This is a genomic window from Nostoc sp. NMS4 (assembly GCF_017115095.1).
In the GTDB taxonomy this organism is placed as follows: Bacteria; Cyanobacteriota; Cyanobacteriia; order Cyanobacteriales; family Nostocaceae; genus Nostoc.
In genome coordinates this window covers 1-12,605 of sequence record NZ_JABXKI010000293.1, presented here as the reverse complement: position 1 = coordinate 12,605, position 12,605 = coordinate 1, and the positions used below count along the sequence as shown (strand labels likewise).

General features: G+C 41.7%; 13 protein-coding genes, 1 other RNA gene and 1 pseudogene. 4 read left to right on the top strand and 11 right to left on the bottom strand.

What is annotated here, in order from left to right; translation table 11 throughout:
- Nucleotides 1-102: 102 nt before the first annotated feature.
- A complete protein-coding gene (locus HWQ37_RS27635; protein ID WP_292753621.1) occupies nt 103-927 on the top strand; it encodes a class I SAM-dependent methyltransferase in 825 nt (274 codons plus the stop codon).
- 27 nt (nt 928-954) lie between these two features.
- On the opposite strand, the gene rnc is transcribed toward HWQ37_RS27635, so the two are convergent.
- Both rnc and HWQ37_RS27625 read right to left on the bottom strand, forming a co-directional pair.
- The gene (gene rnc, locus HWQ37_RS27630; RefSeq protein WP_292753620.1) at nt 955-1,674 is read right to left on the bottom strand and encodes a ribonuclease III; all 720 of its coding nucleotides are present in this window, start codon (nt 1,672-1,674) and stop codon (nt 955-957) included.
- Nucleotides 1,675-1,765: 91 nt separating this feature from the next.
- Nucleotides 1,766-1,939 carry a hypothetical protein gene (locus tag HWQ37_RS27625; RefSeq protein WP_289798473.1) on the bottom strand — a complete coding sequence of 58 codons (174 nt, stop codon included), beginning with the start codon at nt 1,937-1,939 and terminating at the stop codon, nt 1,766-1,768.
- A 128-nt stretch (nt 1,940-2,067) separates the two neighbouring features.
- On the opposite strand from HWQ37_RS27625, the gene HWQ37_RS27620 reads away from it, so the two are divergent.
- Entirely contained in the window at nt 2,068-2,337 is a 270-nt protein-coding gene (locus HWQ37_RS27620) for a hypothetical protein (RefSeq protein WP_292753619.1), read from the top strand.
- Here HWQ37_RS27620 and HWQ37_RS27615 read toward each other — a convergent pair.
- From HWQ37_RS27615 to groL, 6 genes are all read right to left on the bottom strand, one after another.
- The gene (locus HWQ37_RS27615) at nt 2,311-2,472 is read right to left on the bottom strand and encodes a hypothetical protein (RefSeq protein ID WP_292753618.1); all 162 of its coding nucleotides are present in this window, start codon (nt 2,470-2,472) and stop codon (nt 2,311-2,313) included. The two genes, HWQ37_RS27620 and HWQ37_RS27615, sit on opposite strands and share 27 nt — an antisense overlap.
- A 72-nt stretch (nt 2,473-2,544) precedes the next feature.
- Nucleotides 2,545-3,051: an SMI1/KNR4 family protein gene (locus HWQ37_RS27610; RefSeq protein ID WP_292753617.1), complete on the bottom strand. Its 507-nt coding sequence runs from the start codon at nt 3,049-3,051 to the stop codon at nt 2,545-2,547.
- A gap of 492 nt (nt 3,052-3,543) precedes the next feature.
- Nucleotides 3,544-3,961, bottom strand: an RNA gene (gene rnpB, locus HWQ37_RS27605) — RNase P RNA component class A.
- A gap of 47 nt (nt 3,962-4,008) precedes the next feature.
- Nucleotides 4,009-4,707: a hypothetical protein gene (locus HWQ37_RS27600; protein ID WP_292753616.1), complete on the bottom strand. Its 699-nt coding sequence runs from the start codon at nt 4,705-4,707 to the stop codon at nt 4,009-4,011.
- A 64-nt stretch (nt 4,708-4,771) separates the two neighbouring features.
- The gene (corA, locus tag HWQ37_RS27595) at nt 4,772-5,914 is read right to left on the bottom strand and encodes a magnesium/cobalt transporter CorA (RefSeq protein WP_292753615.1); all 1,143 of its coding nucleotides are present in this window, start codon (nt 5,912-5,914) and stop codon (nt 4,772-4,774) included.
- A gap of 280 nt (nt 5,915-6,194) precedes the next feature.
- Entirely contained in the window at nt 6,195-7,868 is a 1,674-nt protein-coding gene (gene groL, locus HWQ37_RS27590; protein ID WP_292753614.1) for a chaperonin GroEL, read from the bottom strand.
- A gap of 158 nt (nt 7,869-8,026) precedes the next feature.
- On the opposite strand from groL, the gene HWQ37_RS27585 reads away from it, so the two are divergent.
- Together HWQ37_RS27585 and HWQ37_RS27580 are read left to right on the top strand one after the other, a co-directional pair.
- The gene (locus tag HWQ37_RS27585) at nt 8,027-9,109 is read left to right on the top strand and encodes an MraY family glycosyltransferase (protein WP_292753613.1); all 1,083 of its coding nucleotides are present in this window, start codon (nt 8,027-8,029) and stop codon (nt 9,107-9,109) included.
- 633 nt (nt 9,110-9,742) lie between these two features.
- Nucleotides 9,743-10,675: an FG-GAP repeat domain-containing protein gene (locus tag HWQ37_RS27580; protein ID WP_292753612.1), complete on the top strand. Its 933-nt coding sequence runs from the start codon at nt 9,743-9,745 to the stop codon at nt 10,673-10,675.
- 438 nt (nt 10,676-11,113) lie between these two features.
- On the opposite strand, the gene HWQ37_RS27575 is transcribed toward HWQ37_RS27580, so the two are convergent.
- The 3 genes and pseudogenes from HWQ37_RS27575 to HWQ37_RS27565 all read right to left on the bottom strand — a co-directional run.
- The gene (locus HWQ37_RS27575; protein ID WP_292753611.1) at nt 11,114-11,554 is read right to left on the bottom strand and encodes a hypothetical protein; all 441 of its coding nucleotides are present in this window, start codon (nt 11,552-11,554) and stop codon (nt 11,114-11,116) included.
- Between the two features lie 67 nt (nt 11,555-11,621).
- Nucleotides 11,622-12,311, bottom strand: a complete 690-nt coding sequence (locus HWQ37_RS27570) for a hypothetical protein (protein WP_292753610.1) — start codon at nt 12,309-12,311, stop codon at nt 11,622-11,624.
- 92 nt (nt 12,312-12,403) lie between these two features.
- A pseudogene (locus tag HWQ37_RS27565) lies at nt 12,404-12,605 on the bottom strand (Uma2 family endonuclease); the annotation flags it as partial.

Sequence of the window (12,605 nt, the reverse complement as noted above, 5' to 3'; positions counted from 1 at the left end):
GTTCTGTCTCATTAATTTTTATAAGTTACGTTTAAGACCACTGACAGATATCTTGCTGGTTCTAAAATGAAATTGGACTTCATCGCTGACACGCCCTAGCTTATGCAGGATTTTAGACAAGAAATAAATGCCAGAGCTTCTATGGATTTGGAACGGCGAAGGACTTGGTATTCTCCCGTTGCTGATGTTTATTACAATGCAAGACCGCACTATCCAAAGGAACTAATCGATCGGTCTGTCGCTTTAGCCCAACTTGACTCAAATGCATCGATTCTTGAGGTTGGTTGTGGCCCAGGAAATGCGACGGTGGCTTTTGCTCAATTTGGTTTTTCAATGACGTGTATTGAGCCAAACCAGGATTTTTGTCATTTTGCACAACACAACTGCGATCGCTATCCAAAAGTTACAATTTGCAATACTTCATTTGAGGAGTGGGAACTAGAAGCAAAACAGTTTAATGCCGTTCTATTTGCGAATGCCTTTCACTGGATACCGCCAGAGATTAAATATACCAAGGCAGCATCGGCAATGTGTGATAATGGTTTTCTTATCCTGCTATGGAATCTGACCCCAGAACCGAAATACGAAGTTTACCAAGTTCTAGAGGAAGTGTATCAAGCTTATGCTCCCTCATTTGTCCGATATGAAGGTGCGGAAGTTCAAGCGGAGATTTTGAAAGGGTTTGGACAAGAGATTTTAGACTCCGGTTCCTTTAAAGAGTTGGTTGCCCTGCAAACTGCATCTGAAGTCACCTATAGCATTGATGACTACCTCAAGCTTTTGAGTACCTTGAGGAAACTAGAGCCACAAACGAAAGAATTACTATTTGCAGGATTGCGCCAGAAGTTAGAAAAATTTGGAGATAGCGTACAACTCTCGTTTCTTTCTGCTGTTAATGTTGCCCGCAAAGCACCCGTGAGAGGTTAAGAGAATTGCACAAGCCATATTTTTGATTTAAGGTATTTCCGGTTTAGGAATTGCTAAAAAGGCTACCTTAGCTGCGGCTTGTTCTGCGGTTTTGATTGAGCGTCCCTTACCAACTCCTAGCATATTTCCGTGCAGCCACACCTCAGCCATGAAACGTTCTTGATTGCGATGCGGTTGAGTTACTTCCACAACCCGATACTCTGGTAAAACTTTAAATTGTGCCTGAGTCCATTCTTGGAGAGCAGCTTTGTAATTAAGTCTGGCAGGATCGAGGCGAATTTCTGTAGCTAGTTGATGAAAGTGGGGATCTAGCCAAGAGCGAATCAATTCCAGATTTTGAGTACTTAAGTAAAGCGCACCTAGAACAGCTTCAAAAGCATCTGCCAGTCGTGACTCTAAACCAACCTTATCGGCGGTAGCACTGCCAGCGACTAGTAAGTATAACTCCAAACCATAAACTCTGGCTAATTGGGCGAGAATGCGATCGCTAACCAACACCGAACGAATTGCCGCAAAATCCCCGACTGGACAATCGGGATAATTTTCCCATAACACCACAGCCGATACTAACCGTACCACTGCATCGCCAACAAACTCCAGCTGTTCATAATTTGCCGAATCAGAGACAGTGGGATGAGTTAGCGCTAAATCCAGCAGTTCCCATTTGATAGGTGCTTCTAGCGATAAACCAAATTTTTGGACTAAACTTTCGAGTTGCCGTTGGCGGCGTGGATAGGCAAGGGGCATTACATGATAAGGGGAAGGGGGCAGGGGAAGATAACTAGCTATCTATTTTATATTCCTAAATCTCTTGGACTATTACTTTAACAACTTTTTGCTACTTCTCTCTATCTAGCTTCTCTTGGATAGCTTGACGACAAAATTCAGGAGGATCGTCTTTAGCTTTTACTTCTTGCTTCATTTCTTTGGTGACACGAAAATTCAATTGTTCTGTTAATTCCTTGCTTGGTTGGTTTCCAAAATTTTCAGGTTTACCCTTAGCTTTAGCCATTTATATAGAAACGTAAATATAGCTTGAAGTCGATGTTAACAACGGAATAGAGTTTAAATCGGTGGTGTTCGTGTCTTGCAAACTAGTTCACCACCGATTCCCACTTTTACAAGAGGTAACTCTATTTTATGTTTACGCGCACAGAATTAGAAGTTAAAAGCTTGAGAGCGTTACGCGATTTATGTCTGATACAGTACGGCATCCAAGCAATAGGAAACCCTGCCGATAAGGCATCCTATATTAACGCACTCCTGACTTTTCCTGTTGTAGCTTGCAAGCAAGTATCAGAAAATAAAGGATTGAAGTCTCCTATATTCTCTCAAGTAGAAACCCTAGAAGCTATGGGAACACCGACACTTGATTGGATTCTACTAACCAATAAATTCCGGATCACTTAATATTTCCTCCATCATTTCATCAAATGACCGATAACGCTGTGCGCCAAATGAAGCAGTTGAAAAATTACAAAACCAAGCTTCCCATTCACCATCTATTGCAATGATCTGAGGATTCAGTAAAAATATCACACCCATATCTTCACTGCTTATTTCCAATGCGCTTTGGGAACAGAGATGTTTCCTGTAGTATCAATTAAGTTATCAAGATTAGTTAAATATCGCATTCATCATCTCATCAAACGAGCGATAGCGCCATGCTCCTCCTCCCATACTGGCATCAAATATCCATGCTTCCCACTCACCGTCGCTTGTAATTACTTGGGGAATTAATAAACAAACACCATTATCATTATTGTAATCACAATCACAATCACTTATTTCTAAAGCTGTTTGCATATATTTCGGGCGAAAATAGTTGGGGTCTTGTTCTTTTCCGTAAACAAAATATTCTTCATCTGTTAACGGGTCTACTTCATAAGCTTCTATCCAAGCTTCTGCACTATCTGGAACGCCTTCTGTGTAAGAATAAATCTCATCAGTTGAATAAAACTTAAAGCCATATATCGATACAAAATTTAGCCCATTAGTTACTTTGAGAAATTCCCGATAAGAAGGTGGAAACTTCACACTTAACCGAGCTTCAGCAGATAATATTTGCTCTTCAGTTGTACCAGGATAGCCTAACCACATAGATTGGATAATATCTGAAGGCAATTGTGATTTTTTTTGCTCTGTTAGTGAATTTATACATTTTACGCTCCACTCTCTAATACGATTTTCCCAGTTCAAGGTTTCTATTTCCTCTAACACACGAATAAATAGCGATTAAACTTTTAGGAATCGGATGTATTTTAATACATCTTTTGATTAACTCATCGGTTAGCCCTTTTCCTAAAATAGCCGTGTATCCTGGACGTTGCTTTTCAAGAATTTCCAGTAAATTTATGAAACATTGTTGAATATTTTCGCCCTCATTCATCTTTATAAAGATAAGAGGTCTTGACCATAACCAAGATTAAGCATCAACGTATACCGAAATTGTAGGTAAATATTTGTTCTGGGTAGTATATTAACGAAGTCCATTTTTGCAAAGTCCTCCCACCCCAGAAAATAAACGTAACAATTCTAAATTATGAATTAGCGATCGCACACCCGGACAAAAAATAATAGAGTACAAACCGTGAAAGGTTCATACTCCATTAAAGGGGAGAGAGCAGGACATAAGCCGGGTTCTGTTCTCTTGCGAGGGCAGTTATCTATCTGGGACGTTTGTTACCAAACGCCTCAAGCGGCTCTCATTGAGCGGAACTGGTAAAAGACCAACCGTAGTTCCTATCGCCTTGCTCCCAACCGGGGTTTACCGAGCCAGCACCTCTCGATACTGCTGGTGCGCTCTTACCGCACCTTTGCACCCTTACCAAATTTAATTCAAAATTCTTGGTTCAAAATCCTTAATTTTGAATTTTGAATTTTGAATTTTGAATTGTTTTGGCGGTATCTTTCTGTGGCACTATCCTCACGATCGCTCGCACTGGACGTTATCCAGCAAGTTTGGTCTTTCGGGAGCCCGGACTTTCCTCAAACCAGTCACTATGACCGATCTGCAACCACCTGCGCCTACTCTCTCCTTAGATCCAGTGTAATCTTTGGTTGACGTATTATGTTGATATGCTATTGCTTTTTTTTATTCCAAGGTAGAGCGTAAGTCCAAGGTAGTTTTCTGACTGTGAAAGGACAATTGATAATACTAATGGGAGGAAAATCACGACCTGGGGCTAAACCTAAACGCACTTCAGATATCCTCAGCACTAGTTGCAGAGAAAAGTCTAATTCCTTTCTTCTGTTAAGAAAGTCGTTGTACAACTTTTTTTGCCCTTTTTGTAGCCCATTGATATCAATTAGTGGTTTTTTTGCTGAATAGGTCCCAGCTACTTGATCGCGCTCGAAAACATCTTCTGCTGTCACTGTTTCCGAAAGTGTTTTCTTGGGAGCAATCAGGCTAGGACTTTGGGGTACTGCTAAATCGCGGGTTAAATCTGGTGATTTCCGAATTACGCGGCGCGATTGTTTACTATGTTCAACTACTAAAGAACTGTTGTCCCAGTCAACGTATACGGCAACATTATCCGATTTATTTTCAATGCTAATTCCTAAATCTTTCAAATCGTCAATTGGGTATGAGGGTTTGAGTTTAAAGGAAATTCCAATTTTATCGTCGAGATTTTGTTCTTTGAGTTGCTCGTCAACGATTCCTTTTTTAAACTCAAATTTAACTTGGTCATCGATGGATTCAACCATGCGGTTAAAAACATAAGATACACCGATAATATAAATCGTCAAAACTACTAAATTCTGGTCGCTACTCCTCATAACTCAGAATCTTAACTCCCGGTGCTAATGAATGTATATTTTACTCATCGCTAATCGACAATTTTTAATTGCGCTTGATTACTACAGAATTTTGCAGCCAGCCTCTTCGCCAAAAAAAGAATAGCAAACTAAGTGCGATCGCTATCATTACTGCCCAGCAAAGTGGGTATCCCCAATACCAATTCAACTCAGGCATATTATATGGCGATTTTTCAGTATTGAAATTCATACCATATATTCCGGCCACAAAAGTCAGGGGAATAAAAATTGTTGAAACTATCGTTAGCACCTTCATGATTTCATTCATTTTATTACTAACTGCCGAAAGGTACACATCCATTAATCCAGATGCTAATTCTCGGTAAGTTTCTACCATATCCATCACTTGCACTGTATGGTCATAACAATCTCGCAGGTAGATTCGCACTTCTTCACTAATCAAATCACTGCCATCTCGAATCAAGGAATTAATTGCATCCCTCTGAGGCCAGATAGCACGACGTAGTTGCAGTAATTCTCGCCTAATTTGATAAATATTTTGTAGTGTTTGTGGAGTAGGTCTGACTACTACCTCCTCTTCTAACTCTTCGATTCGCTCACCATAAAGCTCCAGTACTGGGAAAAAGCCATCAATAATTGCATCTAATAGAGCATAAGCTAAATAATCCGCTCCCTGTTTACGGATGATACCTTTGTTTTTTTCAATCCGCGATCGCACGGCTTCAAAGCAATCATGTTCTGGTTCCTCTTGTACTGTCAGTAAATAATTTTTCCCTAATATCAAACTTACTTGTTCGCTGTAAAAACCACATATTCTTTCCTTTGCTACTACCATCCGGCTAATGAATAGCAATTGATCTTCATAATCTTCTGTTTTGGGACGTTCCGGTACATTAACTACATCTTCTAAAACTAGAGGATGTAACTTAAAAACATTACCCAATCGTTGTAATATATCGTGACTACCTAAGCCTTGTACGTCTACCCAAGAAACCGATTCCGCTTCCAGATAGGGAACACACTCCTCTGGAGTTTCTATTTGTTGGCGGGTGAAATTGGTTTGATTATAGTCAATCAAGAAAATTATCGGTGGTGGTGCATCTGCATCAATAAAAATGGTTCCAGGTATAGTCCCTGGTTGGTGATGGAACTCGTCTTCATAGAGCTTGGTAACTACTTTAGGAAGGCGACGTAGTTTTCGTGCCATGCAATATTACCTAATAGTCATTTGTCATTGGTCATTTGTCATTAGTAAATAACAAAGGACATAAGGATAACTTACACGTTATTTTACAAAAATTAATATAAAGACGGTAATTTATAAATTAAGCAATTATTTAGGTTGCTAATTTGGTCATCACTCAGATTTAATCTGGCGAATTACGAATTGGTATAACATATTGCCTCTGAATCAGCAATGCTACAAAAAAACAGTTTGCCTTGGCAAGACAAACTGCTAAAAAAATATTTATCTGGGTCAGCAGAAATTAGAACATACCCATGCCGCCCATACCGCCCATGCCACCCATGCCGCCCATGCCGCCCATACCGCCCATATCAGGGGCAGGAGCAGCAGATTTCTTCTCTGGCTTTTCAACAACGATCGCTTCGGTGGTTAAGACCAAACCAGCAATGGAACCAGCATTTTGCAAAGCTGAACGCACTACTTTGGCAGGGTCAATAATACCAGCAGCAATCAAGTCTTCAAATTCGCCAGTAGCGGCATTGTAGCCAATGTTGAATTCGCTATCCCGAACTTTCGAGACGATTACAGAACCTTCAGCACCAGCATTGTCTGCTATTTGGCGCAAGGGGGCTTCTAGCGCTCGTTGTACAATATCAGCCCCAATTCTTTCTTCGTCATTTTGTAAGGTCTTTTTAATCGCTTCTACCGCCTTAGCTAAGTGAATTAAGGTTGTCCCACCACCAGGAACAATGCCTTCTTCCACAGCAGCTTTAGTAGCGTTGAGCGCGTCTTCAATCCGCAGTTTACGGTCTTTGAGTTCGGTTTCGGTTGCCGCACCCACTTTAATCACTGCCACGCCGCCAGCAAGCTTGGCGATGCGTTCTTGGAGTTTTTCTTGATCGTATTCAGAATCGGTTTCTTCCAACTGTCGGCGAATTTGGCCAATTCGCTTTTGTACCTCTGGCTTGGTGACACTACCAGCGACAATTGTGGTGCTTTCTTTGTCAATGGTGATTTTGCGAGCAGTTCCCAGCGCTTCTAAAGCAGCAGTATCCAAGCTTAAGCCGATTTCTTCGGAAATCAACTGTCCATCGGTGAGAATCGCAATATCTTCTAACAAAGCTTTGCGGCGATCGCCAAATCCAGGTGCTTTAATGGCAGCTACGGCTAGTACACCCCGCGCTTTGTTGACAACCAAAGTTGCCAAAGCATCACCTTCGACATCTTCAGCGATAATCAGCAAGGGCTGACCAGAACGGGCAACTTTTTCCAAAATCGGCACTAAATCTTGGATGCTGCTGATTTTTTTATCTGTCACCAAGATTCGGGCGTTTTCAAATTCCACAATTTGCCGTTCGTTGTTGGTGACGAAGTAGGGAGAAATGTAACCCCTGTCAATCTGCATCCCCTCAACTACTTCTAGTTCAGTGGTCAGGGATTTAGATTCTTCAACGGTAATTACACCATCTTTGGTGACTTTTTCCATTGCTTGAGCTAACATTTGACCAACTTCTTCATCGTTACCAGCAGAAACAGTGGCAACTTGAGCGATCGCACTTCCTTCTACTGGCTTGGCTATTTTGGCAATTTCCAATACCAGTGCCTCAATAGTTTTGTCGATCCCGCGTCTCAAGCTAACAGGGTTACTACCTGCCGCGACGTTCTTCAAACCTTCTCGAATTAAGGCTTGTGCTAAAACGGTGGCGGTGGTTGTCCCATCTCCAGCGACATCTTTAGTTTTTGAGGCAACTTCCTGGATGAGTCTTGCACCAGTATTTTCCAAAGGATCTTCTAATTCAATTTCCTTGGCAACAGTGATACCATCGTTGACAATTTGAGGTGCGCCAAATTTTTTCTCTAAAAGGACATTGCGACCTTTAGGCCCCAAGGTGATTTTTACAGCATCGGCAAGGGCGTTAACACCCCTTTCTAGAGCTCTCCGAGATTCCTCGTCAAATGCAATAATTTTCGCCATGTTTTATTTCTCCAGCGCTTCCATTAGACAATTTAGCACTCACAGCGCCAGAGTGCTAATCTCTCAAGCTGCTCAAGTTACAAATGGAAATAAAAAAAATTGATTAATATACAGGTGATGCTCATATTAGATACTGGCAGTAATGCTTGAATTGGGAGATGAATCTAGAGAACTCCCTTAAGTACCTCGGTATTGCCGACCCTGGCGGCACCGGCTGGTTGGCAGTAGTATTTACGTTCCTCTTGGCTTGGGTTGTAACTTGGCGTTTAATTCCGACAGTCCGCAAATTCGCCTTGCGGGTGGGTTGGGCTGACCAACCCAACGCCCGGCGACTCAACCGAGAACCTTTACCCAATGCCGGCGGGCTGGCTATCTACGCGGGTGTGATTGCCGCGCTGGTATTGGCTAGCCTTTTACGACCGATCGAACTCCAAAACGTATTGGCTCAGGTACTCACTATTCTGTTGGGGGGTTCAATATTAGTCCTTGTGGGCTTTATCGACGATCAGTTCGGCTTACCGCCCTCTGTGCGATTGTGGGCGCAAATTGTGACGGCGCTGTTGCTCGTAGCTAATGGCATCAGCGTCAAAGTCCTGTTTGGCACTCCCATCGACTCCTTTCTGTCCATGTTGCTAACAGTACTGTGGGTAGTAGGGATTACCAATGCCATCAACTTGATGGATGGTATGGATGGCTTGGCAGGAGGAATCAGCTTTATTACCGCCATGAGTTTGTTGGGCGTTGCAGCCCAATTTAACAATCGTGCTGCGGCAATCTTAGTACTCGCAGCCTTGGGAGGTGCTGCACTGGGATTTTTGCGCCATAATTTCCATCCATCACGAATTATTATGGGTGATGCCGGAGCATACTTTTTTGGCTATGTGCTGGCAGCAACTAGTATTTTAGGCAAACTGCAACAAAACACAGTTTATGCACTAATTCCTACGGTTTTATTTCTGTTGTTACCGGTGCTAGACACCACTCAAGTATTTGTACGGCGGCTACTAGCAGGAAATAACCCTCTAAGTACTCCTGGCAAAGACCACCTGCACCACCGCTTACTTGCTTGGGGACTCTCCCAGCGCCATGCTGCATTTACGCTTTGGTCAATTACCTTAGTTTTTAACTTGCTGGCGATGAGAATACAAGGTATGAGTTTGGCTGTGATGCTGACGACCGCCTGTAGCATTATCCTGCTTTTGGGTTTTACTGTCTGGCAAAGAATACGCCAACAGCCTTAGTTACTGGTAGGGTGAGCATTGCAATGCTAGCCCTACTATAGGACTAGTATTTGATTTTTGAAATGCACGTAGTAGATTGTCTGTCAAATTCATTTTGACGGTTAGAGAGACGCGATAAATCGCCGTCTCTACAGGTAATTTATCCGTCAATTAGTTCTTGACAGACTAGTAGACTGTCTACACAAAATAGTGCATTAGACTTCCGACGTAGGTTGGGTTGCGCGGAGCGTAACCCAACATATATCAGGATGTTGGCTTTGGCAAAGCCTCCACCCAACCGACAATTTTTTTGCAACTGGCGTGACACAGCTAGTACGGTGTGTTAACAGAGCGTAATGTACCATTCATTCCAACCTTGTGGTGCTATTCTTTGGAATTTCCTAATTATGTAGATTTTCTAAGAAATTAGAAATTATGTATGAAGTAGCTAGTAGCACTGTATTGTAAGATTGGTAAAGCTTATTTGCTTGATGTAAATTCTTAAGACTAATACTCAATAGTTAGAAGTACTGTAAAAATTATGCTTTTGGCTAGAAAGTGATTTGTCTTAGATATCTCAAGCTGAAGCTGAGACTAAAGCCTCAGTATTAAGTTTTCTTCATCCATAAGTTCTATTTACTTACATACATACCGATGAAAAACACAAGTGTAAAGCTAATTGCTGCTGTTGTGCTGTCGTCAGCCCTTGCAAGTCCGGCGCAAGCGCAATTCAATCTTAACGAGTCTTGGACTCAGAATCCCTACTACGGAAGTAGAGGAACATTCTTTGCTGATGTTACCGGCGATGGCAAGGCTGATGCCATTGTGGTTAACAACGATAAAATCACTGTCCGACGCTCCAACGGTTCTAGTTTTACTGGTAACGAGTCTTGGACGCAGAATCCATACTACGGAAGTAGGGGAACATTCTTTGCCGATGTTAACGGCGATGGCAGGGCTGATGCCATTGTGGTTAACGACGACAAAATCACTGTCCGACGCTCCAACGGTTCTAGTTTTACTGGTAACGAGTCCTGGACGCAGAATCCATACTACGGAAGCCGGGGAACATTCTTTGCCGATGTTAACAACGATGGCAGGGCTGATGCCATTGTGGTTAATAACGATAAAATCACTGTTCGACGCTCCAACGGTTCTAGTTTTACTGGTAACGAGTCCTGGACGCAGAATCCCTACTACGGAAGTAGAGGAACATTCTTCGCCGATGTTACCGGCGATGGCAAGGCTGATGCCATTGTGGTTAACAACGACAAAGTAACTGTCCGACGCTCAAACGGTTTTAGTTTTACTGGTAACGAGTCCTGGACGCAGAATCCCTACTACGGAAGCCGGGGAACATACTTCGCCAATGTTATCGGCAGTGGCAAGGCTGATGCGATTGTGGTTAACGACGACAAAATCACTGGTCGGCGCTCCAACGGTTTTATTTTTACTGGTAACGAGTCTTTGACGCAGAATCCCTATTACGGAAGCCGGGGAACATTCTTTGCCGATGTTACCGGCGATGGTAGGGCTGATGCCATCGTGGTTAATAACGACAAAATTACTGTTAGAAGGGCATTTTAGAGGTGTTTGATCTCAAAATTAGCTGAAGTCAGGCACAGATTAAATCGGTGCGTTACCTTACGGGGTAACGCACCCTACAAAAATCACTAACTCTTAGAGAACTCCAAGAAATAAATTATGCAATATTGTGGGGTGGGTCAAAAAGCCATTTGTGTCAAGTTAAGAAAAATAGAAACTTGTCAAGTGGGTAAAACTCAATGGTTAACCTCAACACAAGGGTGTTGATTTGAGCCATGAGTAAGCCACGCAAAAAACAAGGAAATCCAGATTTTCGACATCGGATACCGCATTATTTATTTACCAGATTGAGGATTAATCCTTATTGCTAACAGTGATCAAAATTGCGCATCTCAAAGATTATTAAAGCTTATCTGGAAAAGCGATCGCTTAGATGTATGCTGTTCAAAATTTAATCTAGAACTTACGCAATTCCAAATCTTACAAAATCTCTGCCAACTTTACCACTAGAGTATTTGCAAAATCCAAGAATCTGATATCATCTATATCAAGACTGTTCTCTTCACCAGCTAACAAGTTCCTCACAGCCGATAACCTGTCGTTGGTTTCAGTAATTCTCCAAACTTCTTCTAAGTTTACGGCAAAATCAAATAGCGATCGCTCTCCTAAATGCTCTCTTACTTTCACAGCTACACTATCATTACTTACCAAAAATTCTTTAATAGTATCTAATTGAAAATTACCTAATATTTCATCATGCCCCCACGTTTCTAGCCAGTCTCCATCTACATCCTCAACGTAAATATTGACAAAATCAACCCCATAAGTTAGCCAGTTCTGCTGCATTTGTCGCGCCGTTGCTAAAGCTTCAGCAAATGTATCTACTTGATTGTTGCAGTGAGTTTCTCTTTTATTAGCCATAGAAGCTGTAATTAGCACGTAAGTATGTAGGCTAGACACAAATCTGAAAGACCAAATTCCTGAAATTTTACGAAAATTTTAAATATTTGCCACCAGAAAGGTAATCACTGTTATACAGGGCCACGTTGACTAACTGGTTGACAAAATTAGCATCTTTGGGATTGTAACTTAAGAACAGCCCCCTCTCGATTTCCCACGATCGCAGTGTATTTTGCCAAGCTTGGTACTTTTGTTGATTAAGTTCTTCACTAACACTGGTAATTTGAATACACAGTGGTTGATTGTTACGACTAACAATTAAATCAGTTGCCATTGAAAGGTCGGCAATATAACGCTGCCAAAAACTACCTTCTCGCTGAACAATATCTTGGGCTATTGATCTAATGATATCATTATCAACCTGATTAAATTCACCTGCCATCAATTTTTGTTTCCAAATATAAAACTTGGAGTCACTTGCGTTAAACCATCTGGGAAATAGATAACCATACCAATATCTCTCAATCGGTGTCATCAGATCGAACTTTGCTTTTTGTTCTTCCTCTGAAGGTAAGGATTTGATTATCAGCCAAATTGTCGAATCAGTAATTACCTCTAGCAGAAAGGCAGTAACAAAGGGTTTTGCAGTCAGGGAACCTGGTTTGATGTCTTTTACCCAACGATTGATTTCATCTAATCTTCTCGCTAAATTATGATCTATCGAGGAGGCTTGGAGGGTAAGGGACTTTAGCTGATCCTTAATTTCTTGTGCTTGCAAACGATGCCCTACTTTCAGAAGATTACGCTTTTTTTACACACTGATAACTAGATTTTAACTTGAAAATGTCTTTAATTAATTTCCCGATTTTATCAAATATTCTCTAGGTCGATGCCCTGTGTACGTAAAACCTCCCGCAGTCGAGCAATTTCTTGCTCTGCACGTTGGGCGCGTTCTTCTGACTGTTCGGCACGTAAACGTTCTTGTTCAGCCAACTCTTCTGATGATAGTATCAATCCATTTTCAGTAGTGAAGAATCTTAATTTACCTTCATAAACTCCCAAATAAAGTTCT

Bases quoted from the DNA above. Each gene is read 5' to 3' on its own strand.
- HWQ37_RS27635 (WP_292753621.1), top strand. From the start codon at position 103: ATGCAGGATTTTAGACAAGAAATAAATGCCAGAGCTTCTATGGATTTG.
- rnc (WP_292753620.1), bottom strand. From the start codon at position 1,674: ATGCCCCTTGCCTATCCACGCCGCCAACGGCAACTCGAAAGTTTAGTC.
- HWQ37_RS27625 (WP_289798473.1), bottom strand. From the start codon at position 1,939: ATGGCTAAAGCTAAGGGTAAACCTGAAAATTTTGGAAACCAACCAAGC.
- HWQ37_RS27620 (WP_292753619.1), top strand. From the start codon at position 2,068: ATGTTTACGCGCACAGAATTAGAAGTTAAAAGCTTGAGAGCGTTACGC.
- HWQ37_RS27615 (WP_292753618.1), bottom strand. From the start codon at position 2,472: ATGGGTGTGATATTTTTACTGAATCCTCAGATCATTGCAATAGATGGT.
- HWQ37_RS27600 (WP_292753616.1), bottom strand. From the start codon at position 4,707: ATGAGGAGTAGCGACCAGAATTTAGTAGTTTTGACGATTTATATTATC.
- corA (WP_292753615.1), bottom strand. From the start codon at position 5,914: ATGGCACGAAAACTACGTCGCCTTCCTAAAGTAGTTACCAAGCTCTAT.
- groL (WP_292753614.1), bottom strand. From the start codon at position 7,868: ATGGCGAAAATTATTGCATTTGACGAGGAATCTCGGAGAGCTCTAGAA.
- HWQ37_RS27585 (WP_292753613.1), top strand. From the start codon at position 8,027: ATGAATCTAGAGAACTCCCTTAAGTACCTCGGTATTGCCGACCCTGGC.
- HWQ37_RS27580 (WP_292753612.1), top strand. From the start codon at position 9,743: ATGAAAAACACAAGTGTAAAGCTAATTGCTGCTGTTGTGCTGTCGTCA.
- HWQ37_RS27575 (WP_292753611.1), bottom strand. From the start codon at position 11,554: ATGGCTAATAAAAGAGAAACTCACTGCAACAATCAAGTAGATACATTT.